Origin of the sequence: Streptomyces sp. WM4235 (genome assembly GCF_001279725.1) — a bacterium.
Lineage (GTDB): Bacteria > Actinomycetota > Actinomycetes > Streptomycetales > Streptomycetaceae > Streptomyces.
Genome location: NZ_LGDE01000337.1, coordinates 75,622 through 95,106, shown reverse-complemented (window position 1 = coordinate 95,106; position 19,485 = coordinate 75,622). Strand labels below are relative to the sequence as shown.

Sequence of the window (19,485 nt, the reverse complement as noted above, 5' to 3'; positions counted from 1 at the left end):
GTCGGGAGGGCTCGTCAGGGACCGGTCAGCGCCTCCGGGAGGGCGCCGGTCGTGTGGATCACCCGGAGTCCGGAGACCGCGCGGGTCAGGCACACGTACAGCCGCCGCAGCCCCGTCCGCTCGTCCGGTTCGCCGGCGACGACGGCCCCCGGCTCGTCCAGGACCACGTAGTCGTACTCCAGTCCCTTCGCCAGCGACGCCGGCACCAGCGTCAACCGGGACTGCGCCGTCGTCTCCTCACCGGGATCCAGGTACGGCATGCCCGCCGCCCGCAGGGCCTCCGCGAGCTCCGGGACACGGGCGTCCGCCGCGATCAGGCCGATGGACCCCTCGTGCGCGAAGGAGGCACGGCAGGCGTCGAGGACCGCGGCCGTGAGGCCGGCGGGGTCGGCGGTCTCCTCGATCAGGAGGGAGCCGGGGGTCTCGCGGACGGAGGAGACGGGGGCCAGGCCGGGGGAGATCGCCGGCAGCAGCCGCGAGGCGTACGCGATCACCTCGCGCGGCACTCGGAAGCCCGCCGTGAGCTCCTCCAGCACCGCCTCCGGCTTGCCCAGGTGGGTCAGCGCCTCGTCCCAACTGCGCGTGGCCCACGGGGTGGTGCCCTGCGCGAGGTCGCCGAGCACGGTCGCCGATCCCGTCGTGCAGCGCCGTCCGACCGCCCGGTACTGCATCGGGGACAGGTCCTGGGCCTCGTCGAGCACGACGTGGCCGAGCGAATGCGTGCGCTCCACCAGGTCGGCCGCCTCGTCGATCAGGACCAGGTCGGCCGCCGACCACTTCGCCGACTTCGCGCTCCGGTACGGCTTCGACCACAGCAGCAGTTCCTGCTCGTCGTCCGACAGGATCCCGGCGGCGTGCTCCGCCAGGAACTTCGGGTCGGAGAGCAGCCGCAGCACCAGTTTCGCCGGCTCGACCAGCGGCCAGATCGCCTTCACCGCCGCCTTGACGGCCGCGTTCCGGGCCACCGCGTCCTGGACCCGGTCGTCCGGGGCCTCGCCCGCCTGTTCCATCCGTACGAGGATCGTGTGCGCGATCCGCTGCGGCAGCGCCTCGCGGGCGGCGCCGTAGCGGATCTCCCGCTTCTGGAGCTCCTCGACGATCTCCGTGAGCTCGTACGCCGGCACTCGCCACCGGCGCGAGCCGCGGACCACCATCAGCGGCTCCTCGGGGTGGCTGACGTGGGAGTGGACCGCGTTGCGCAGCACCGACGCCATGCGGGCGTCGCCCTTGACCACGGCGGTGGCCGCGCCGTCGGTGCCGCGCACCTCCAGGCCGTCCCGCGAGACGAGGTCGTCGACCGTGCCCTGCTTGACCTCCAGCTCGCCCAGGGCCGGGAGCACCTGCTCGATGTAGTGCAGGAAGGACCGGTTCGGGCCGATGACGAGCGTGCCCGTGCGGGCGAGCCGATCGCGGTGCGCGTACAGGAGGTACGCGACACGGTGCAGGCCGACGGCCGTCTTCCCGGTGCCGGGACCCCCCTGCACGCACACGGAACCGGACAGGCCGGAGCGGACGATCTCGTCCTGCTCGGGCTGGATCGTGGCGACGATGTCCCGCATGGGGCCCACGCGCGGCCGCTCGATCTCCTGCTGGAGCAGCCTGCTGACGGAGGCGGCCTCGGCCGGGTCGGAGAGGTGCTCGTCCTCGTACGCGGTCAGCGAACCGCCGGTGTACCCGAAGCGGCGGCGCAGCGCGATGTCCTGCGGGTCGGTCTTGGAGGCCCGGTAGAACGGTTGGGAGACGGGCGCGCGCCAGTCGATCACCATCGGGTCGCCGTCGGCGTCGTGGACGTGCCGGCGGCCGATGTAGAACTGCTCGCCTTCCGCGCCCTCGGCGAGTTCGGCGCCCGGCGCGTGCAGGTAGTCGAGGCGGCCGAAGAAGAGCGGGGTGTGCGCGAGGTCGGCGAGGGCCTTGACGCGGTCGTCGATCTGGGCCTGGAGGACGATCGCGTTGACCCAGTTCGCGGTGACGTCGCGGATGTCGAGGGACTCCACGTCCTCGCGCATCGCGCGGAGCGCGGAACGGGAGGCGGCGAGGTGCGCCTGTTCGCGGGCGAGGGGGTGCGCGGGGTCGGTTTCGACGGGGGGCCCGCCGGTGGCGGTGACGGTGGCGGGCTCGGGGGCGTGCGCGGGCACGGGACTGCCTCCAGCTACTGATCATCTGCGGCGATCGGAACGGACAGATGCCCGCCGGTTTCCGTGCGGCGGGCGGCTCTCCCCGGTGCGGCGGGAGGCGGCAAGAGCGGAGATTCTAGTCATGGTCGGGGTGGTGCGCGAACGGGTTTCGCGGGGTGGAGGTTCCCCCGGCGGGACGCCCGTCCGGGTGTCATACCCGCGTGTGTCAGACCTCGGGTAGGGGGACTCGGGGGTGACCTGCGCCTTGAGGAGGACACGGAAGCCCTGGTGATTCCGTCCCGCGGCCGATGTGACATCCAGGGCGAAAACGCATCATGGATACATGAGCACCGCAACCTTCACACCGATCCGGGGCGGCCTCCCGAGCGGGGCCACCGCCACTTCCGATTCCCGTCCGCGCCTCGGCGTCGGCAGCCTCCTGCGCGCCGCCAAGGTCTTCGCCGCCACCGCGGTGAGCGTCGTCGTCCTGGGCGAGTACGCCGAGGACGCGGGCGTCATACGCCGCTGACGAGGACGCCGCGCCTCGCCGGCGCGTCCGCGTACCCCGTCCCCCCGGCCCGGTTCCGACGGCTCGCCCGCACCGGGGCCGTGGCCTGATCCGACTGCGGCCCACCGCTGATCCACTAGGGTCACGCTTCGTGACCCGGAGTCCCGCCCCCGACCGCTTGCCGTCGTTCCTCGCCGGCGTGCTGGTGACGGGCTCGCTGCTCGCGCTGGGCGTGCTCTGCATCGCCTTGCGCGTCCCCATGGCCGACGCGCTCGCACGCGGTTTCTCCGCCGCGGAGTGGCATCCGCCGGCCGCCTATCCGCCGTTCGCGGCGATCCTGTTCACGCCGGCCGCCTGGCTGCCGACCGGTGTGCTGAGAGCCGTGCTCCTCCTCGGCAGCGCCGGGCTGCTCGCCCTGCTGATCCTGCTGTCGTGCCGCCTCGCGGGGCTGCGCGCACGGCCGGGTCCGGTGTTGGCCGCGACCATCGCCGGGCTGTGGCTGGAGCCGCTGTTCCAGGCCCCGTTGCCCGGTCAGATCAACCTGGCGCTGGCCTGCCTCGCCGTCTGGGACCTGAGCCGCCCCCCGGCCGCGCTGGGCCGGGGATTCGCGTTGGGCACCGCCGCGGGGATCACCCTGACCCCGGCGGTCCTCATCGCGTACCTGCTGCTGGCGGGCCGCGTCCGGACCGGCCTGACGGCCCTGGCCGCGTTCGCCGGTACCGGCCTGCTGGGCCTGCTCGTGCTCCCGCAGGCCTCCGCGGAGTTCTGGACCCGCCACCTTCCCGCGAGCGGCCTGGCACTGCTGCCGGACTGGCCGCCCCTGTGGGTGTGGTGCGTCCCGCTGCTGGCGTACCTCGCGCGTACGGTCCGCCGGGCCCACCGTGAGCACCGCGCCCGCCGACACAGGGCGCACGGCCGCCCGGACACGGCCCCCGGGCAGACCGCCGTATCGGTTGCCGCATCGGTCGCGGGGTCGGTCGCGGGGTGGGTCGCCGGGTCGATCGCGGAGGAGACCCCGGCAGAGGTCCCGGGCGAGGCATCGTTTGAGGCATCGGGCGAGGCCCGGGACGGGGTGCCCTCCCCGAGATCAGCCCTCGGGGAGGAGGATGTCCGCGTCGTCGAAGACCCGCAGCACCACGAGCAGCAGACGCCCGCGCGACACCATGTACTCCGCCACGATCTGTGACGTCAGCCGGATCTCACGATCCTGTTCGCCCGCGCCTATCGGCCGGGACAACTCCGTGTAGGGGTCACGCGCCAGTATGTCGAGGGCCTTGTCGAAGGACGCCCGGCGCGGTGGGTCCAGCCGGTCCCGATCGCGGCCCGCCGACTCCGTGAAGAGGACTTCGTAGATCTCCTGGTGCGCCATGCGTCTCTCCTTGCCCGGGCGGGTCACTTCCAGCGTAGTGCCCCGCCCCGACCCCCCTCAGTCGTTGGTCAGGAGCTCGTCGGCGTCCATGATCCGGTACGCGTAGCCCTGTTCGGCCAGGAAGCGTTGGCGGTGTGCGGCGAAGTCCTGGTCGATCGTGTCGCGGGCGACGACCGAGTAGAAGCGCGCCTCGTGGCCGTCGGCCTTCGGGCGCAGCACGCGGCCGAGGCGCTGTGCCTCCTCCTGCCGGGAGCCGAAGGTGCCGGACACCTGGATGGCGACCGTCGCCTCGGGCAGGTCGATGGAGAAGTTCGCCACCTTGGAGACGACGAGGACGCTGATCTCGCCCTCGCGGAAGGCGTTGAAGAGCTTCTCGCGCTGCGCGTTGGAGGTCTCGCCCTTGATGACGGGCGCGTCCAGGTGCTCGCCGAGTTCGTCGAGCTGGTCGATGTACTGCCCGATGACCAGCGTCTGCTCGCCCTGGTGCTTGCGCACCAGCGCCTCGGTGACCTTCCGCTTCGTCGCCGTCGTCGCGCAGAAGCGGTACTTCTCCTCCGTCTCGGCGGTGGCGTACGCGAGCCGCTCGGAGTCGGTGAGGTTGACGCGCACCTCGACGCAGTCAGCCGGGGCGATGTAGCCCTGCGCCTCGATCTCCTTCCAGGGGGCGTCGAACCGCTTGGGCCCGATCAGCGAGAACACGTCCGACTCGCGCCCGTCCTCGCGCACCAGCGTCGCCGTCAGTCCGAGGCGGCGGCGGGCCTGGAGGTCGGCGGTGAACTTGAAGACCGGCGCGGGCAGCAGGTGCACCTCGTCGTAGAGGATCAGGCCCCAGTCCCGGGAGTCGAAGAGCTCCAGGTGCGGGTAGACGCCCTTCCGCTTCGTCGTCAGCACCTGGTAGGTGGCGATCGTGACGGGCCGGATCTCCTTGCGGGTGCCGGAGTACTCGCCGATCTCCTCCTCCGTCAGGGAGGTCCGCTTGATCAGCTCGTGCTTCCACTGGCGGGCGGAGACGGTGTTCGTGACCAGGATCAACGTGGTCGCCTTGGCCATCGCCATGGCGCCCGCGCCGACCAGCGTCTTGCCGGCGCCACAGGGCAGCACGACCACGCCGGAGCCGCCGTGCCAGAAGCCCTCGACGGCCTGCTGCTGGTACGGGCGCAGCGCCCAGCCGTCCTCGACCAGGTCGATCTGGTGCGCCTCGCCGTCGACGTACCCGGCGAGGTCCTCGGCCGGCCACCCCAGCTTGAGCAGGGTCTGCTTGATCTGCCCGCGCTCGGAGGGGTGTACGGCCACGGTGTCGGGGTCGAGCCGGGCGCCGACGAGCGGAATGATCCGCTTGGACCGCAGGATCTCCTCCAGCACGGGCCGGTCGGTGCTGGTCAGGACCAGCCCGTGGACGGGGTGCTTGGAGAGGGTGAGGCGGCCGTAGCGGGCCATGGTCTCGGCGACGTCGACGAGCAGGGCGTGCGGGACGGGGTAGCGGGAGAACTCCACGAGGGCGTCCACGACCTGCTCGGCGTCGTGTCCCGCCGCGCGGGCGTTCCACAGGCCGAGCGGGGTGATCCGGTAGGTGTGGATGTGCTCGGGGGCCCGCTCCAGCTCGGCGAACGGGGCGATGGCCCGGCGCGCGGCGCCGGCGAGCTCGTGGTCGACCTCGAGAAGGAGTGTCTTGTCGCTCTGGACGATGAGAGGCCCGTTCACAGAGGTCCCTTCCGGTGGTGGCGACCGCCCGAACGCGGACGGCCAAACCTCCAGTCTGCCGCATCGCTCCGCGGGCGGGGTGGTTCTGGGGCCGACGGACCGGGACGCGGCCCGCGAGCCCGCCCCCCGGCACCGCGGGCTCCGGACCGGGCGGGGTCAGCCGGCGGGTACGTCCGGTGCCGGGGCGGCCGGGGCGGCCGACGGGGCCGAGGGGCCGAGGGGGCCGGGGGTGCCGGGCAGCCGACGGGGCCGGGGCGTGGTGCGAGCGCGCCTGGGCTCGCCGGGCTCCCGGTCGGGCGTGGGTGGCGGGGGCGGGTACGTCCGGTGCCGCTCAGCCGTTGAGTGCGGCCAGCAGGGCGCGGGCGCCGGACTCCAGGGCCCGCGGGTCGGCGCGGGAGGCGCTGACCACCTCCAGGTGGGCGGTGGCGACCGGGTTGGCGTGCGTTGCCTCGCCGCTCGGCGGGGCGTCGATCCGATCCCGGGCGGGGCCGAAGACGTGGGTGTAGGCGTCGACGATGACGTACGGCAGGTCCTCGTCGAAGCCGACGACCGCCGTCGCCTCGGTGCGGCCGTCGTCGTACAGGTCCAGGAAGTCGGATTCGCCGGCCCCGGCCGCGAGGGTGTCGAGGATGCCGTGGGCGAAGTGCCGCAGGTCCTCGGCGCGCGCCACGCCGAGCACGTGCGGGGCGATCTCGACCAGCCAGGTCCCGTCCGCGGCCGCCCGCCGGACGGCGAACCGGACCGGCCGTCCCCCACAGTCCTCCAGCGCGCCGAACTCCGCCACGACCACGCTGTCTTCCCGCACGACCCGCGCGTCCACGCCCGCACCCCGGCTCACGCCCGCACCCCGGCTCATGCCCGCACCCCCGTCCACGCCCTCACCCGTGTCCATGTCACCGCCCATGCCGCCGTCCACGGGCTCGACGGTAACCCGGCGGCCCTCAGGCCGCCGTCAGGCAGGGGGAGGGGTGGGGGCCGGGTGCGTCGGGGCTGCCGTGGAGGCGACGAAGGCGAGGATGGCGGGGACGGCCTCGCGCAGCGTCGGGAAGTGGCGGTGGGCACCGGCCGCCGGGGCGGGGGCGTTGACGGACCAGACGGTCATGCCGGCGCGCAGCCCCGACCGGATGCCCGACGGGGCGTCCTCCACGACCAGGCACCGGGCCGGCGTCGCGCCGAGCCGGCGGGCACCCAGCAGGTACGGCGCGGGGGAGGGCTTGCCCTCGGTGGCGGCGGCGGCGTCCACGAGCACCGGGGGGACCGGCAGGCCCGTCCGGTCGAAGCGCCCGCGTACCCGGTGCTCGTAGTTGGAGGTCACCAGCCCCCAACTGCCCGGGGGAAGCGCGGTCAACAGCTCGGCCGCGCCGTCGAAAGCCTCGTAGACGCCGGACCGGACGTCCTCGTCCTCCAGCTCGTGCAGCGCGGCCAGGCACGCGTGCGGGTCGTGGTCGGGGGCGACGGCCGCGAAGGTCTCCATCGGGCGGGTGCGCAGGGCCACCGCCTGGACCTCGTCGGCGTCCAGGCCGTACCGCGCGGCCCAGGTCTCCCAGACCCGGCGCTGGTTGGCGACGGCGTCGATCAGCGTGCCGTCCACGTCGAACAGGACGTGACGGGAGGCGGGAAGGGGTGCGGCGGCTGGACTGGTCACCGGTGGATCATGCCGGAGCGGCCGGAGCGGCCGGAGCGGCCGGAGCGGGGGATCGCGGCGAGCACGCCGGAGGGGCCGGCACGTGGTGTGCCGGCCCCTCCGGGGGCGCCGCGGTACGACAGGGAGACACTCGGCGACAGTTACGCCGGCAACGGCAACGGCAACGGCAACGACAACGGCAACGACAACGGCAACGGCGGCAACGACAACGGCGGCAACGACAACGGCTGCGACGGCAACAGTGGCAACAGCGGCAACAGCGGCAACAGCGGCCGCGGCGACCGCGGTGGTCGGGACTAGCCGCGGGCGGCGCGTCGGCGGCGGGCGCCGATCCAGGCGACAGCGCCGCCGAGGGCGACGAGGACGCCGGCGAGCCCGGCGTACAGGCCGGTGTCGGAGTCGGCGCCGGTGTGCGCGAGGGATCCGGTCGCGGCCGGGGCGTTGGCCGTGCCCGGGGTGTGGGCGGTGGCCGGGGCCGCCGGGGCGGTGGTCGCGGAGCCGGTCGGCTTCGGCGCGCCGGGTGCGGGCTTCGTCGGCGCGGGGGTGGTGGTCGTGGAGCCGGTCGGGGTCGGGGCGGTGGGCGAGGGCTTCGGGCCGAGCTCGATCTTGCGGTCGGCTTCCAGGAACGGGTAGGTGTTGTCCTCGGCCAGACCGATCGACGCGCGCACCGTGACCGGGGTGAGCTTCTTGATCCCCGTCTTCGGGCCGAGCTTGATCTGTACGCGCGTGACGCGGTCGCCGGAGGCGGCGCCGAAGCCCTTCGGGATGACCGGCAGGTTGAAGGTGTGCCCGTCGCCCTTCAGGTCCTTCCACACGCCGTCGACCTTGACGCGCGCCCGGAGGTCGGCGTCCGACTGGCCGGGGGCGTCGAGCTGGAGCCAGGAGGCCAGGTCGGAGCCGAGCACGCCGTCACCGGTGGACCGCAGGCGCAGGTCCATCTCCCGGCAGTCGGGTGCCGAGCCGCCCTCGCAGGGGCCCTCGTTGACGAACGAGGCGTCCAGCTTGCCGGGCTTGCCCACCGGGACGGTCTTGAAGGTCAGGGAGGCCTCGTTGCCCTGGGAGATCTCGCCGGCGGAGCTCGCCGCGACCAGCGTGAAGTCGCCGTCGTGGGTCGGGTAGCTCGTGCCCAGGCCGATGGTGACCTTCCAGGTCATCCTGCCGCCGGCCGGGATCAGGAAGCCGTCGCCGGCGGACTTGCCGGCCGGGTGGAACAGGCCCTGCCACTGGCCGTCCTGCTGTCCGATGCGGGAGTCGGTCGCCGGGGCGTCCACCGGGGCGATCTTGTAGACCACGTCCTTCTGCTGGAGCGGGATGTCGCCGGTGTGGTCGAGGAGCAGCCACGGGTGGTACGAGGAGGCCTTGTCCGTCGGGTTGGTCACCGTCAGGTCGAAGGTCTCGGTGGCTCCGCCCCGGGCCAGCGGGCCGCTCGGCACCGGTGCGCTCATCGTGGTCTTCAGCGCCCGGGGGGCGCCCTCTTCGGCGTGGGCCGACAGCGGCATCAGGGCCGTACCGGCGATGGCGGCGACGACGGCGGTGGAGCCGGCGGTGCGCAGGGTGCGGCGGGCGACGGTGCGAGCGGACATGGTGAATTCCCCCGGGAATCAACAGGATCAGACGGCAGTGGCGGCCGAGAGGCCAGAGGCGGAGCAGAGGTGGGAACGGCCGAACGAGGTGGCCGGGCGGTGGAACGCCGGTCCGGTGGTGCGGGATCTCGCCGGCGGCCCGGCTTCGTTCCCCCCGGTCGCTGCTGCGATGAACTGATCTTCACACGCGGCGCATCTCTGATCCGTCGTCGAAACGTCACCGTCGCGCAACAGCCTCCGCAAGCCCCTCCATGCCCTCTGACCTGCGATAACGGAATCGTCTCGGCCGTTTCCAGACCTGGTCCCCGGCCTCCAGACCTGGCCCCCGGCCCCCGGACATGACCCCCGGGCCCCGGTCCTCCGCCTCTAGACCTGGTCCTCCGCCAGTTCCGCGACACCCGTGATCCGGTGCAGCGCGTACGTGCGCACCTCGTCGGCCGTGTGGTCGTAGCCGGTGACGAAGCCGCCCTCCACCCGCACCGGGGCGAGGACGCGCTGGCTCGCCGCGCCCTCCGCGTTGACGTACCCGATCCACACCGCCGACCCCGTCAGTGCGGCCGCCTGCACCGTCGCCAGGGTCTCCGCCGCGCTCGTGCGCGGGAGTTCGCCCGGGGCGCCGGCGAGGCCCGCGGCCGGCGCGGGTTCCTTGCGGACCGCCGTCGCCGCCAGGTCGCCCGCGCGGATCGCCCGTACGGCCGCTCCGAGCAGGGTCGCGTCCGGGACCGGCGGCCCGTCCGGTACCGGGGTCGGCGCCGAACGCGCCGGCGTGCGGTGCGCGTCGGCCCGGGCGACGAGCACGTCGCCGGTACGGGACTCGGCGGCCGGGGCGTAGCCCATCGCCCGCAACCCGTCGAGCAGCACCGTCGGGTCGGCCTGCGCGGCCAGCACCGTGGGCGCGAGCCGGCGCAGCCCCAGTCCGGCGGAGCGCTTGTCGGCGAGGATCTCGCCCAGCATGGCGTCGTCGTCGCAGCGCACGTACGAGGAGGCGGCGCCCACGCGCAGGTGTCCGTGCCGCCGCGCCACGTCGTCGATCAGGTACGCCAGCGGCTGCGGGACGGGGGTGCGGCTGTGCTCGGCGAGGAAGGCGTGCAGGTCGACGGCGGTGTGCCCGGAGTCCAGGGCCCTGCGCACCGAACCCGGGGTGAAGCGGTACACCGTCGCCCCGCCCTTGGACTCCACGTCGGCCAGCGTGGCCAGGACGTCGCCGATCCCGCGGCGCAGCGGCCCGGGGGCCACCGCCGTCAGGTCGGCCTGGAGCAGGACGTGGTCCACCGGCTCGGGCAGCAGCGGGGCGAGCAGCGGCGCCGGGTCGCGGTGTTCGAGCAGGGCCCGGCCGAAGGCGGCCAACGCGCCGCGGCCGGTGACGCCGAGGACCTCGGCTTCGGTCAGGGTCCAGTGCGCGAGGCGGGCGCGCAGATCGCTCGTGCCGCGCACCGGGCGTTCCCAGGCGAGCCGGGCGAAGAGGGTGTCCGGGTCGGCGGAACCGCCCTCGGGCAGTTCGGCGAGCAGGTCGAGGACCCGGCGGCGGACCTCCGGTGCGGCGGACCGGTCGAGGTCCGGGCCGAGGGCCGCCAGGGTGCGGCCCTTGCCGTCCTGTTCGCCGACGAGGGCGGAGGTTCGGGTGGCGGGCAGCCAGGCCCGCGCGAGCGTCGACCAGCGTTCCGCGGGTGGGAGTTCGCACCAGTCGTCGAAGGCGGGGGTGGGCGCGTACCGCTCGTCGGCCTCGCCGTCGCTCGCCAACAGGCCTGCCGCGTAGGCGAGTTCGATCCAGAACGCCGCCGACGTCTCGGTGGCGTCCAGGGTCGACGCCGCCCGCTTGAGGTCCCGTACGGACAGCCCGCCGGCTCGCAGCACCGCCGGCCCGGCGTGCTCCCAGGACTTCACCAGCTCCTCGACGGTCGACAGCGCGGCGAGCGCCTGCCCCGCCGCGTTCGCGTCCACAAGCTGTGGACGGTGCTCGCGGTGCGCGGGCACCGCGGGCGCCACCGGCTCCGTCACGCGGTGCGCGAGCCCGCCCCGCAGGTACAGCGCCACCTCGCGAGGCAGGACCACGGTCCGCGCCGAGGAGGGCAGCAGCAGCCCCCGGTCCCGCAGCCAGCGCACCGGCGGCGTCGGGTTCGGGGTGACCTCCCCGTACGGCGGCCCCCACACGAGCCGCCCCAGCACCTGGTGCGCCTCCGCCGGCGCCTCGTCGAGGAGCGCCGACATGCGCTCCGGGTCGGTGAACAGCCCGGTCAGCGCGGTCACCGCCGACACCGGGTCGTGGGTGGCGGGCAGCCCGGCCGCCGCCACGATCTCCTGCACCCGGGTCGGGGACATCCCCGCGGTGGCCTCGGCGACCGTCGGGCCCAGCCCGGTCGGGGACGGTCTGCCGGCGGCCGGGGCGAGCAGTTCCCGGGCGGTGCGCACCAACCGCAGCCGCTCGTGGTCCCCCCACACCAGGGCCTGGTCGCGCAGGGTGCCCAGGGCCCGGGGGAGGGCGGCACGGGCTCCGTTGTCCTCGGCGCAGGCGGTCCCGGTGTCGCCGGTCAGCAGCGCCTCCAGCACCGGGTACGGGCAGGGGTCCGGGGCGACCGCGAGGGCCTCCGCCGTCTGGAGGGCGAACCGGTCCAGCCGGTCCAGGGCGCGCAGCACCGACGCCCGGGTACCGGCCCGGGTGGCCAGCTGGGTCACATCGCCCGGTACCGGGTTCAGCAGGTCCGGGCGGGCGTGCAGCAGCGCGGCGAGCGCCACGTCGTCGCGGGCGCGCAGCGCCTCGGCGAGGGAGCGCGGGGCGCTCGCCGCGGTTCCGGCAGCTCCCGCGGCGTTGCTTGGCTCGGGCACTGTCGCCTCCTGGTCACGTCGGCCGGTCGTCGGCCGGTCCCCATCCGGTCAACGGTATCCGCTGTGCCCGCGCCGGCTCCACGGGCGCACGCGCTACCTTCGGGACAGACGGGACGGGAGGAGTCGGGGCGTGGGCATCGAGAGCGACCAACTGGTCTACGAATATCTCAGCAGGGTCGGGGACTTGGCGCAGCGGCGGCAGTTGCCGTCGGGTGACCGGATGCGGCTGGTGTCGGGGTTGCGGGACGAGATCGACCGTCGGCGCGCCAAGTACGAACCGGAGACCCCGGCGGCGGTACGGCGCATCCTGGAGCGGATCGGCACGCCGGAGGAGGTGTTGGACACGCTGGGCACCCTGAGCCGGCCGGCGTCCGGTACCTCCGCCGCCCCCGCGCGCCCCGACCCCGCCCCCGAGCCGTCGCCCGCCGTGCCGACGCAGCGCACGGGCCTGCGCCGCAAACCCGCCCCGCAGCCGCGCCCCGCCGAGAACGTGCCGCCGCACCTGGCCGGGCTCGACGAGCTCGGTGACGGGGGAGACGCCGAGCCCGACTGGTGGCGGCTGTCCCCGGGCGGACCGGGCGGGTTCGGGGGGCCGCAGGTCGAGGGCTTCGCGGGCGGGATCGAGATCCCCGACCTCTTCAGGGACCCGGAGGAGGACGAGGACCCGGCCGGCACGGCGCCGCCGCCCAAGCAGCCGCCCGGACCGCCCGAGTCCCGCACAAAAACCCTCGTGAGCTTCCTGCGCGAACGCAGGCGGAAGCGGAAGGCGGCGGCGGCCGAACCCGCCGCCGAGGTCGTCGCCGTCGCCCGCCCCAAACCGCACGCCTTCCTGCTGCTGGCGGCCGTGGTGCTCGTCGTCGGCGCGGTCACCGGCTACTGGCTGCTCCTCGTGGGCGGCTGGCTCCTCGCGTACGCCTCGCGGGTGCTGGGGCCGACCGAGCGCAAGGCGGTGGTGTTCGGCGTACCCGGCGCGGTCTTCGCCGGGGCGGTGGTGTGGCTGTGGGGCCGCGGCGACGGCCGCTGGGGCGACGCGTTGGCCGGCGACCAGATGTCCGGGGTGTTCCAGGACATGTGGCCGTGGCTGGCCCGGGTCGCGGGCGTCGCCTCCGCGCTCTACCTGGCGTGGCGGGCGCGCCGCAGGTAGGAGGTGTCCTTCGGACCCCGCCGGTGTTCACGGACCGGCAAGACGGGCCCCGGCCCGCGTTCCCGCCCGCGTGGTCCGGCTCGGCACAATGGCGGCATGAGCTCCGAGACCGCGTCCGCCGCGCCCGCCGTCCCCCTGCTGACGGTCGGCTTCGACCTCGACATGACCCTCATCGATTCGCGCCCCGGCATCAAGGCCGCCTACCAGGCACTCTCGGCCGAGACCGGTACGTTCATCGACGCGGACCAGGCGGTCACGCGGCTCGGTCCGCCGCTGGACGAGGAGCTCGCGAACTGGTTCCCGGCGGCGGAGATCCCGGCGATGGCCGACCGCTACCGGGAGATCTATCCCACACACGCCATCGACCCCACCCCGGCGATGCCCGGCGCCCGCGAGGCGATCGAGGCCGTCCAGGCGCTCGGCGGCCGCGCGATCGTGGTCACGGCGAAGCACCAGCCGAACGCCGTCCTGCACCTGAGGCACCTGGGCATCGAGCCGGACGCGGTCGTCGGTTGGCTGTGGGCCGAGGCGAAGGCGGTCGCCCTGCGCGAGTACGGCGCCCAGGTCTACGTCGGCGACCACGTGGGCGACGTACGCGGTGCCCGCGCGGCCGGCGCGGTCTCGGTGACCGTGCCGACCGGCCCCTGCCCGGAGCCGGAGCTGCGCGCGGCCGGCGCCGACGTGGTGCTCCCCGACCTCACCGCGCTGCCGCGGTGGCTCACGGAGTACGTCCGCACGCGCGAGGTCTGAGCCCGTCCGCGCACGCCGACGCCCTCAGGCGGCCTGGGAGGCCCGGGCCGCCTTGCGCTGCGCCGCGGCCGAGCGGAGCACGCCCGCCGCCGAGATGGCGAAGCCGACGCCCATCAGCATGCAGACGGCCCACGCGTACGAGGGGAACGGGTCGGTGTCGAGGAAGAGCGGGGCCATCGTCGCGAGCGTGGCGACGGCGCCGGCGATGAACACGATGCCGCCGGCCTTGACCAGTCCGTCGCCGGGCCGGGCCGCGTCGTCGTCGGGATGAGGAGTAACAGTCACCCCACCAGGGTAGTTCCCTGGCCGAAGCGGCGGAGCGCGAAGGACCGGCGAACGACTTGTCTCCGGATTCCGGAGCACTAGCCTGGAGGTGGCGGGTCAGGGGACCCGCCGCGCTGCTATCCGGAACCGCCCACGCGTGTCCCGGACCCGACGAGTACAAGGACAGAGGACGGACGTGCCTACCGGCAAGGTCAAGTGGTTCAACAGTGAGAAGGGCTTCGGCTTCCTCTCCCGCGACGACGGCGGCGACGTCTTCGTCCACTCGTCGGTGCTGCCTGCCGGGGTGGACGCCCTCAAGCCGGGCCAGCGGGTCGAGTTCGGTGTCGTCGCGGGACAACGCGGTGACCAGGCACTTTCGGTGACCGTGCTGGATCCGACGCCTTCGGTCGCGGCCGCTCAGCGCCGCAAGCCGGACGAGCTCGCCTCGATCGTGCAGGACCTGACGACCCTGCTGGAGAACATCACCCCCATGCTGGAACGCGGCCGCTACCCCGACAAGGTGCACGGCGGGAAGATCGCCGGCCTGCTGCGGGCGGTCGCCGACCAACTCGACGTCTGACCCCCGTCGACTCCGCGCACGACCGCGCCCCGCCACTCGAAAGAGCGGCGGGGCGCGGTCGGTTCGGTACCTCTCGCGGCTACGGGAAGGCCAGCGCGTCCGGCCCGATGGCCGGAACCAGCCCCTCGGCCGCGGCCCTGGTCAACAGCCCGCGGACGGCCGCGTACCCGGCGTCGCCGAGGTCGGCGGTGAACTCGTTGACGTACAGCCCGATGTGCTGGTCGGCGACCTTCGGGTCCAGCTCCTGCGCGTGCGCGCGCACGTACGGCCGGGACGCCTCGGGGTCCTCCCACGCCATCCGGACCGACGTGCGGGCCGCGTCGGCGAGCGCGCGCAGCGTGTCGGCGCCCAGCGAGCGTCTGGCGATGATCGCCCCGAGCGGGATCGGCAGGCCGGTGGTGGACTCCCAGTGCTCGCCCATGTCGGCGAGGCGGTGCAGCCCGTAGTCCTGATAGGTGAACCGGGCCTCGTGGATGACCAGTCCGGCGTCCACCCGGCCGTCGCGCACGGCGGGCATGATCTCGTGGAACGGCAGCACGACCACCTTGCCGACCCCCTCGGGCAGCACGTCCGCCGCCCAGAGCCGGAACAGCAGGTAGGCGGTAGACCGTTCGCTCGGCACGGCGACGGTCCCGCCGGTCAGGTCCACCCCGGGCTCACGGGTGAGGACCAGCGGTCCGCAGCCGCGCCCCAGCGCCCCGCCGCAGGGAAGCAGCGCGTACTCCTCCAACACCCAGGGCAGCACGGCGTACGACACCTTCAGCACGTCCAGCTCACCGCGCTCGGCCATGCCGTTGGTGACGTCGATGTCGGCGAAGGTGACGTCCAGTTCGGGCGCCCCGGGGACCCGGCCGTGCGCCCAGGCGTCGAAGACGAACGTGTCGTTCGGGCACGGCGAATAGGCGATGCGGAGCGGCTCACCTGTGCTGTTCATGCTGTCCTCCCCAGTGGGCGAGTACGGGTCCCAGCGCGCGGAAGCCGTCGCCCAACGCGGCCAGCGCGTCCCCGATCCGCCAGGCGTCACGGTCACGGGGTCCGACCGCGTTGGACACGGCGCGGACCTCCAGCACCGGCAACCCGTGCGCGGCGGCCGCCTCCGCCACCCCGAAGCCCTCCATGGCCTCCGCGCCGGCGAGCGGGTGCCGGGCGGCGAGTTCGGCGGCCCGCGCGGCGGTGCCGGTGACGGTGGAGACGGTGAGGACGGGGGCGAGCAGCGCCCCGGTCGCCTCGGCGGCGCGGGCGGCGAGTTCGGCGGGCGGCAGGTGCGCGCTCCGGCCGAAGCCGAGCGCGTCGACGGACAGGTACCCGTCGGGTGTGTCGGCGCCCAGGTCGGCGGCGACCACCGCGTCGGCGACGACGAGCGTGCCGAGCGGGGCGGCGGGCGCGAACCCGCCGCCGATGCCGGCGGAGACGACGAGCGTGTAGTCGGCCAGCGCGAGCGCGGTGGCCGTGGCGGCCGCGGCGGCGGCCGGGCCGACGCCGCCGACGAGCACGTCGACGGCGAGGCCGGGCAGGTCCCGGCGGGTGACGAGGTAGCCGCCGCGGGACAGGGTGCGCGGGTCCGGCGTGGCCGGGTCCGGATGAGGGGTGAGACCGGCGACCACGGAGTCTGCCTCCGCGGCCACGGCGGTCACGATGAGCGCGCGCACCCTGCTGCCCTTCGCCGAGTACTGCGTGGAGCCGGCTAGTTGGACTTGAGCTTGAGCTTGAACGCCCAGACGGCGAGCGGCTTGCCGCCCTCGCCCACCTGGACGAAGCCGAGCATCTTCGACGTGGGCGCCTCGCCCTGGCCGCCGGTCGCGAAGACGTCGGCGCCGCTGAAGCTGCGGTACGTGTTCGAGGAGGGCTCGGTGATGGGCTGGCCGTCCAGGAGGGCCTGCCACTGCCTGCCGTCCTCGACGACCTCGGGCTCGACACCGAGGCGCAGCGTGTCGCCGCGGCCGTACTCGACGGTCTTGGCTTCCTTCACGTTGGTGAGGCACTCCTGGACCTTGTCCACGGAGAGTTCCTTGCCGTCGTTCTGGCAGGCGGCTTCGGCGGACACCGAGGACGTGCCGACGGTCACCGTCGCGAGCGGCGTCGGCTTGTCGCAGGCGGACAGGAGGAGGAGGCCGGCGGACACGGCTCCGAGGGCCGCGACGCTGCGGCGGGCCCTACCCGAGAAAAGCGGTGCGGTCATGAGCCGAAGGCTATCGGGCCGCCCGGCCTCGTCGCCGCACGGGGGTCCTCCGGCGGTGCGCGTGGCTCCGCCGCCGGCCCGGACGGCGCCGCCCCGGCGGTCCGCCCGGGGCCGGCCCGGCGGTCGGCGCGCCCGGCGACTACGCCACCCGGGCCCGCGCGGAACCCTGCGGCCTGCGCGGGGAGGTGAGGACGCCGCGCAGGGCCATCGTGGTGCCGGCGGCGACGATGGCCGCCGCGACGGCCATGCCCAGCACCCCGTTCAGCGGGAGCGCGATCCCGATCGCGCCGCCCAGCACCCACGCCATCTGCAGCAGGGTCTCCGAGCGGGCGAACGCCGAGGTGCGCACCGCCTCCGGGACGTCCCGCTGGATCATCGCGTCCAGCGACAGCTTCGCCAGGGCCTGGCAGAACCCCGCCGTGGCCGCCAGCACCGCCATGAACAGACCGCTGACGAAGACGGCCGCCAGGACCGCGACCCCCAGGGTCAGGGACAGCACCGCCGCGATGATGGTCTCCGGCGCCCGGGCGCGCAGCCACGCGCCCACCGCCGTGCCGACCGCGTTGCCCAGACCGGCCGCGACGCCCACGATGCCCAGCGACACCGCCGCGCTCTGGCCGGCCAGCGGGTGGTCGCGCAGCAGGAACGCCAGGAAGAAGATCAGGAACCCGGACAGTCCGCGCATGGCCGCGTTGGCCATCAGCCCGCACAGCACCGGACGGCTCACGGTCCGCAGACCGGGCTTGCGCGAGTGCGCCTCGTGCGTGGACAGCCGGGCCCGCCGTTCACCCTTGGCCTCGTCGACCTTGTGCGGCAGCGCGAACGCGGCGAAGGTCCCCCAGATGAAGATCGCGCACGCCCCGTACAGCGGCCAGGGCGGACCGATCGTGTGGAGTCCGGCCGCGACCGGCGCGGCGGCCCCGGTGGCGAGCAGGCCGGCCAGCGTGACCCGGGAGTTCGCTTTGACGAGGGAGAACTTCGGCGGGAGCAGTCGGGGCACCACGGCGCTGCGGACCACGCCGTACGCCTTCGACGCGACGAGGACGCCCAGGGCGGCCGGGTACAGCTCCAGTCCGCCGGTGGCCACCGCGCCGGACATCATCACCGCGAGCAGGGCCCGGGCCAGCATCGCCGCGGCCATCGCGGCGCGCCGACCGTGCGGCAGTCGGTCCAACAGCGGGCCGATGACGGGGGCCAGCAGGGTGAAGGGGGCCATGGTGATGGCGAGGTAGAGCGCCACCCGGCCGCGCGCCTCGTCCGTGGGGACGGAGAAGAACACCGTGGAGGCCAGCGCCACGGTGATCATGACGTCGCCGGCGCCGTTGATGGCGTGGAGTTCGATGAGTCTGCCGAGCCCCGACTCGCCGGCCCCGTGGGCGTGCGTGGCCCGCCGGATCCCGCGTGCCGTGCCGGTGATGGGCAGGTGCAGGGCGCGCCCGACAGCCCGGCCGGCCCGCTTGGCCGGTCCCGAGCCGTCGTCGGACGACCGTACGGGTGCCACGGGCCCATAGTGCCCCACTCGGCCCCCTCGGACGCCTCCCGAACGGCCCCCGGCGCGTTTCGGACCCCGTGGCCGGTCTTGGGTTGTCCGCGAATCGGACCTTGCATGTGGGCCGAAGGCTTCGGAGGAGGTAGCGTGCGTAGCGCGCCACCGGCGGTTGCTCTGGCCGCGCGCCTCTTCGTGATCCCGCAGAATGGATCGCAGGTAGGTGCGCCCGGACCCGATCGGGCGTGGACGTCGACGCGGCCCTCTGGTCCGCTCCGCCCGCGCTACGTAGGGACAGCCGACGGGTCGTTGTGGACGACAGTACGGACGGCGCACTCGTGAGACGGCGTAGGAGAGAACGAGACCTGTGAGTGCTGCGACGACGCGAAGCCGTACCCCCGACCGCCTGTGCGCCGAGGCGGTAGACCTCGCCCGCGCGGCGGCCGAGGAAGCCGCCGCCCCCGGAGTGGTGGGCGAGCACCTCTCGGTCATCGCCGAGGGCGACCGGGTCGTCACGCACTTCTTCGAGTGCAAGGATCCCGGCTACCGCGGTTGGCGCTGGGCCGTCACCGTGACCCGGGCCTCCCGTGCGAAGAACGTCACCCTCGACGAAACGGTGCTGCTTCCGGGCGACGACGCCCTGCTGGCGCCCGAGTGGGTGCCGTGGAGCGAGCGGCTGCGGCCCGGGGACATGGGCCCCGGGGACCTGCTGCCCACCGACGCCGAGGACCTTCGGCTGGAGTCCGGCTGGTCGGGCGAGGACGCGCCGCCGCCGAACTCGGTCGTGTCCACCGAGATGGCCGAACTGGTCGAGGCCGAGGACGCGGACGTCACCGACCGCACCGTCGTGCCGGTGCGCGGCTCCATCACCTCGGTGGCCGAGGAACTGGGCATGCGGCGGGCGCGGGTGCTGTCCCGCTACGGCCTGCACAGCGCGGCGGACCGCTGGGACGAGGCGTTCGGCGCGAAGACCCCGATGGCCCAGGCGGCGCCCGCCTCCTGCGTGTCGTGCGGGTTCCTCGTCGCGATCGGCGGCTCGCTGGGCCAGGCCTTCGGGGTCTGCGCGAACGAGTTCGGTCCCGCGGACGGCCGGCTGGTCTCCCTGTCCTACGGCTGCGGCGGTCACTCGGAGGCCGCGGTCATGCCGAAGCCGCTGCGTCCCGCGCCGCCGGTGCTGGACTCGATGGCCTCGGACGAGTTCCCCCTGCGGCCGTCCCGCGACACCGGCTCGGTGCCGAGCGGCGACCTCACCCCCGCGGACCTCGGCCACTCCTGACGGGCCGGCCCCGCCCGGCGACCCGGCCCCCGTCCAGGGGGCCGTTCGCCCGGTCGGGTGAGC

At 74.4% G+C, this 19,485-nt stretch carries 19 protein-coding genes; 7 read left to right on the top strand and 12 right to left on the bottom strand.

Going from position 1 to position 19,485, the window contains the following annotated elements; genetic code table 11:
- Window positions 1–14 precede the first annotated feature (14 nt).
- Complete coding sequence (locus ADK55_RS21460; RefSeq protein ID WP_053681099.1) at window positions 15–2,135, bottom strand: HelD family protein; 2,121 nt, start codon at window positions 2,133–2,135, stop codon at window positions 15–17.
- A gap of 322 nt (window positions 2,136–2,457) precedes the next feature.
- On the opposite strand from ADK55_RS21460, the gene ADK55_RS21455 reads away from it, so the two are divergent.
- Window positions 2,458–2,643, top strand: a complete 186-nt coding sequence (locus ADK55_RS21455) for a hypothetical protein (protein WP_053681097.1) — start codon at window positions 2,458–2,460, stop codon at window positions 2,641–2,643.
- Window positions 2,644–2,773: 130 nt separating this feature from the next.
- Window positions 2,774–3,808 carry a glycosyltransferase family 87 protein gene (locus ADK55_RS21450; RefSeq protein ID WP_234350188.1) on the top strand — a complete coding sequence of 345 codons (1,035 nt, stop codon included), beginning with the start codon at window positions 2,774–2,776 and terminating at the stop codon, window positions 3,806–3,808.
- Here ADK55_RS21450 and ADK55_RS21445 read toward each other — a convergent pair.
- From ADK55_RS21445 to ADK55_RS21430, 4 genes are all read right to left on the bottom strand, one after another.
- The gene (locus ADK55_RS21445) at window positions 3,710–3,991 is read right to left on the bottom strand and encodes a type II toxin-antitoxin system RelE family toxin (RefSeq protein ID WP_053681095.1); all 282 of its coding nucleotides are present in this window, start codon (window positions 3,989–3,991) and stop codon (window positions 3,710–3,712) included. The two genes, ADK55_RS21450 and ADK55_RS21445, sit on opposite strands and share 99 nt — an antisense overlap.
- A 57-nt stretch (window positions 3,992–4,048) precedes the next feature.
- The gene (locus ADK55_RS21440) at window positions 4,049–5,692 is read right to left on the bottom strand and encodes a DNA repair helicase XPB (RefSeq protein WP_053681094.1); all 1,644 of its coding nucleotides are present in this window, start codon (window positions 5,690–5,692) and stop codon (window positions 4,049–4,051) included.
- Between the two features lie 331 nt (window positions 5,693–6,023).
- Window positions 6,024–6,608: a hypothetical protein gene (locus ADK55_RS21435; RefSeq protein ID WP_053681092.1), complete on the bottom strand. Its 585-nt coding sequence runs from the start codon at window positions 6,606–6,608 to the stop codon at window positions 6,024–6,026.
- Between the two features lie 36 nt (window positions 6,609–6,644).
- Entirely contained in the window at window positions 6,645–7,337 is a 693-nt protein-coding gene (locus ADK55_RS21430; protein ID WP_053681088.1) for an HAD family hydrolase, read from the bottom strand.
- A 9-nt stretch (window positions 7,338–7,346) separates the two neighbouring features.
- On the opposite strand from ADK55_RS21430, the gene ADK55_RS38735 reads away from it, so the two are divergent.
- Complete coding sequence (locus tag ADK55_RS38735; RefSeq protein WP_053681086.1) at window positions 7,347–7,637, top strand: hypothetical protein; 291 nt, start codon at window positions 7,347–7,349, stop codon at window positions 7,635–7,637.
- Here ADK55_RS38735 and ADK55_RS21420 read toward each other — a convergent pair.
- Window positions 7,634–8,920, bottom strand: a complete 1,287-nt coding sequence (locus ADK55_RS21420) for a hypothetical protein (RefSeq protein ID WP_053681083.1) — start codon at window positions 8,918–8,920, stop codon at window positions 7,634–7,636. The genes ADK55_RS38735 and ADK55_RS21420 overlap by 4 nt on opposite strands.
- A gap of 366 nt (window positions 8,921–9,286) precedes the next feature.
- Window positions 9,287–11,743: a helicase C-terminal domain-containing protein gene (locus ADK55_RS21415; protein WP_053681080.1), complete on the bottom strand. Its 2,457-nt coding sequence runs from the start codon at window positions 11,741–11,743 to the stop codon at window positions 9,287–9,289.
- 130 nt (window positions 11,744–11,873) lie between these two features.
- On the opposite strand from ADK55_RS21415, the gene ADK55_RS21410 reads away from it, so the two are divergent.
- Together ADK55_RS21410 and ADK55_RS21405 are read left to right on the top strand one after the other, a co-directional pair.
- Entirely contained in the window at window positions 11,874–12,887 is a 1,014-nt protein-coding gene (locus ADK55_RS21410; protein ID WP_053681078.1) for a hypothetical protein, read from the top strand.
- A 96-nt stretch (window positions 12,888–12,983) separates the two neighbouring features.
- Window positions 12,984–13,637, top strand: coding sequence for an HAD family hydrolase (locus ADK55_RS21405; RefSeq protein WP_053681077.1), 654 nt, complete (start codon window positions 12,984–12,986; stop codon window positions 13,635–13,637).
- 24 nt (window positions 13,638–13,661) lie between these two features.
- Here the strand turns inward: ADK55_RS21405 and ADK55_RS21400 are convergent, their stop codons facing one another.
- On the bottom strand, window positions 13,662–13,922 hold the full coding sequence (locus ADK55_RS21400; protein ID WP_053681074.1) for a hypothetical protein: 261 nt from the start codon (window positions 13,920–13,922) through the stop codon (window positions 13,662–13,664).
- Between the two features lie 175 nt (window positions 13,923–14,097).
- Here ADK55_RS21400 and ADK55_RS40755 point away from each other — a divergent pair, with 175 nt between their 5' ends.
- On the top strand, window positions 14,098–14,481 hold the full coding sequence (locus ADK55_RS40755; protein WP_053681072.1) for a cold-shock protein: 384 nt from the start codon (window positions 14,098–14,100) through the stop codon (window positions 14,479–14,481).
- Window positions 14,482–14,560: 79 nt separating this feature from the next.
- Here the strand turns inward: ADK55_RS40755 and ADK55_RS21390 are convergent, their stop codons facing one another.
- The 4 genes from ADK55_RS21390 to ADK55_RS21375 form a co-directional block, all read right to left on the bottom strand.
- Complete coding sequence (locus ADK55_RS21390; protein ID WP_053681070.1) at window positions 14,561–15,415, bottom strand: 1,4-dihydroxy-6-naphthoate synthase; 855 nt, start codon at window positions 15,413–15,415, stop codon at window positions 14,561–14,563.
- Entirely contained in the window at window positions 15,399–16,130 is a 732-nt protein-coding gene (locus tag ADK55_RS21385) for a futalosine hydrolase (protein WP_053681068.1), read from the bottom strand. Before ADK55_RS21385 ends, ADK55_RS21390 begins: the two co-directional genes overlap by 17 nt.
- A gap of 35 nt (window positions 16,131–16,165) precedes the next feature.
- Window positions 16,166–16,660: a hypothetical protein gene (locus ADK55_RS21380; protein WP_053681065.1), complete on the bottom strand. Its 495-nt coding sequence runs from the start codon at window positions 16,658–16,660 to the stop codon at window positions 16,166–16,168.
- Between the two features lie 139 nt (window positions 16,661–16,799).
- Window positions 16,800–18,179 carry an MFS transporter gene (locus ADK55_RS21375; RefSeq protein WP_107089260.1) on the bottom strand — a complete coding sequence of 460 codons (1,380 nt, stop codon included), beginning with the start codon at window positions 18,177–18,179 and terminating at the stop codon, window positions 16,800–16,802.
- Between the two features lie 334 nt (window positions 18,180–18,513).
- Between ADK55_RS21375 and ADK55_RS21370 the strand changes: the two genes are divergently transcribed.
- A complete protein-coding gene (locus tag ADK55_RS21370; RefSeq protein WP_053681061.1) occupies window positions 18,514–19,422 on the top strand; it encodes a DUF3027 domain-containing protein in 909 nt (302 codons plus the stop codon).
- The last annotated feature ends 63 nt before the right edge of the window (window positions 19,423–19,485 follow it).

Bases quoted from the DNA above. Each gene is read 5' to 3' on its own strand.
- ADK55_RS21405 (WP_053681077.1), top strand. From the start codon at position 12,984: ATGAGCTCCGAGACCGCGTCCGCCGCGCCCGCCGTCCCCCTGCTGACG.
- ADK55_RS21420 (WP_053681083.1), bottom strand. From the start codon at position 8,920: ATGTCCGCTCGCACCGTCGCCCGCCGCACCCTGCGCACCGCCGGCTCC.
- ADK55_RS38735 (WP_053681086.1), top strand. From the start codon at position 7,347: ATGCCGGAGCGGCCGGAGCGGCCGGAGCGGCCGGAGCGGGGGATCGCG.
- ADK55_RS21445 (WP_053681095.1), bottom strand. From the start codon at position 3,991: ATGGCGCACCAGGAGATCTACGAAGTCCTCTTCACGGAGTCGGCGGGC.
- ADK55_RS21455 (WP_053681097.1), top strand. From the start codon at position 2,458: ATGAGCACCGCAACCTTCACACCGATCCGGGGCGGCCTCCCGAGCGGG.
- ADK55_RS21380 (WP_053681065.1), bottom strand. From the start codon at position 16,660: ATGACCGCACCGCTTTTCTCGGGTAGGGCCCGCCGCAGCGTCGCGGCC.
- ADK55_RS21390 (WP_053681070.1), bottom strand. From the start codon at position 15,415: ATGAACAGCACAGGTGAGCCGCTCCGCATCGCCTATTCGCCGTGCCCG.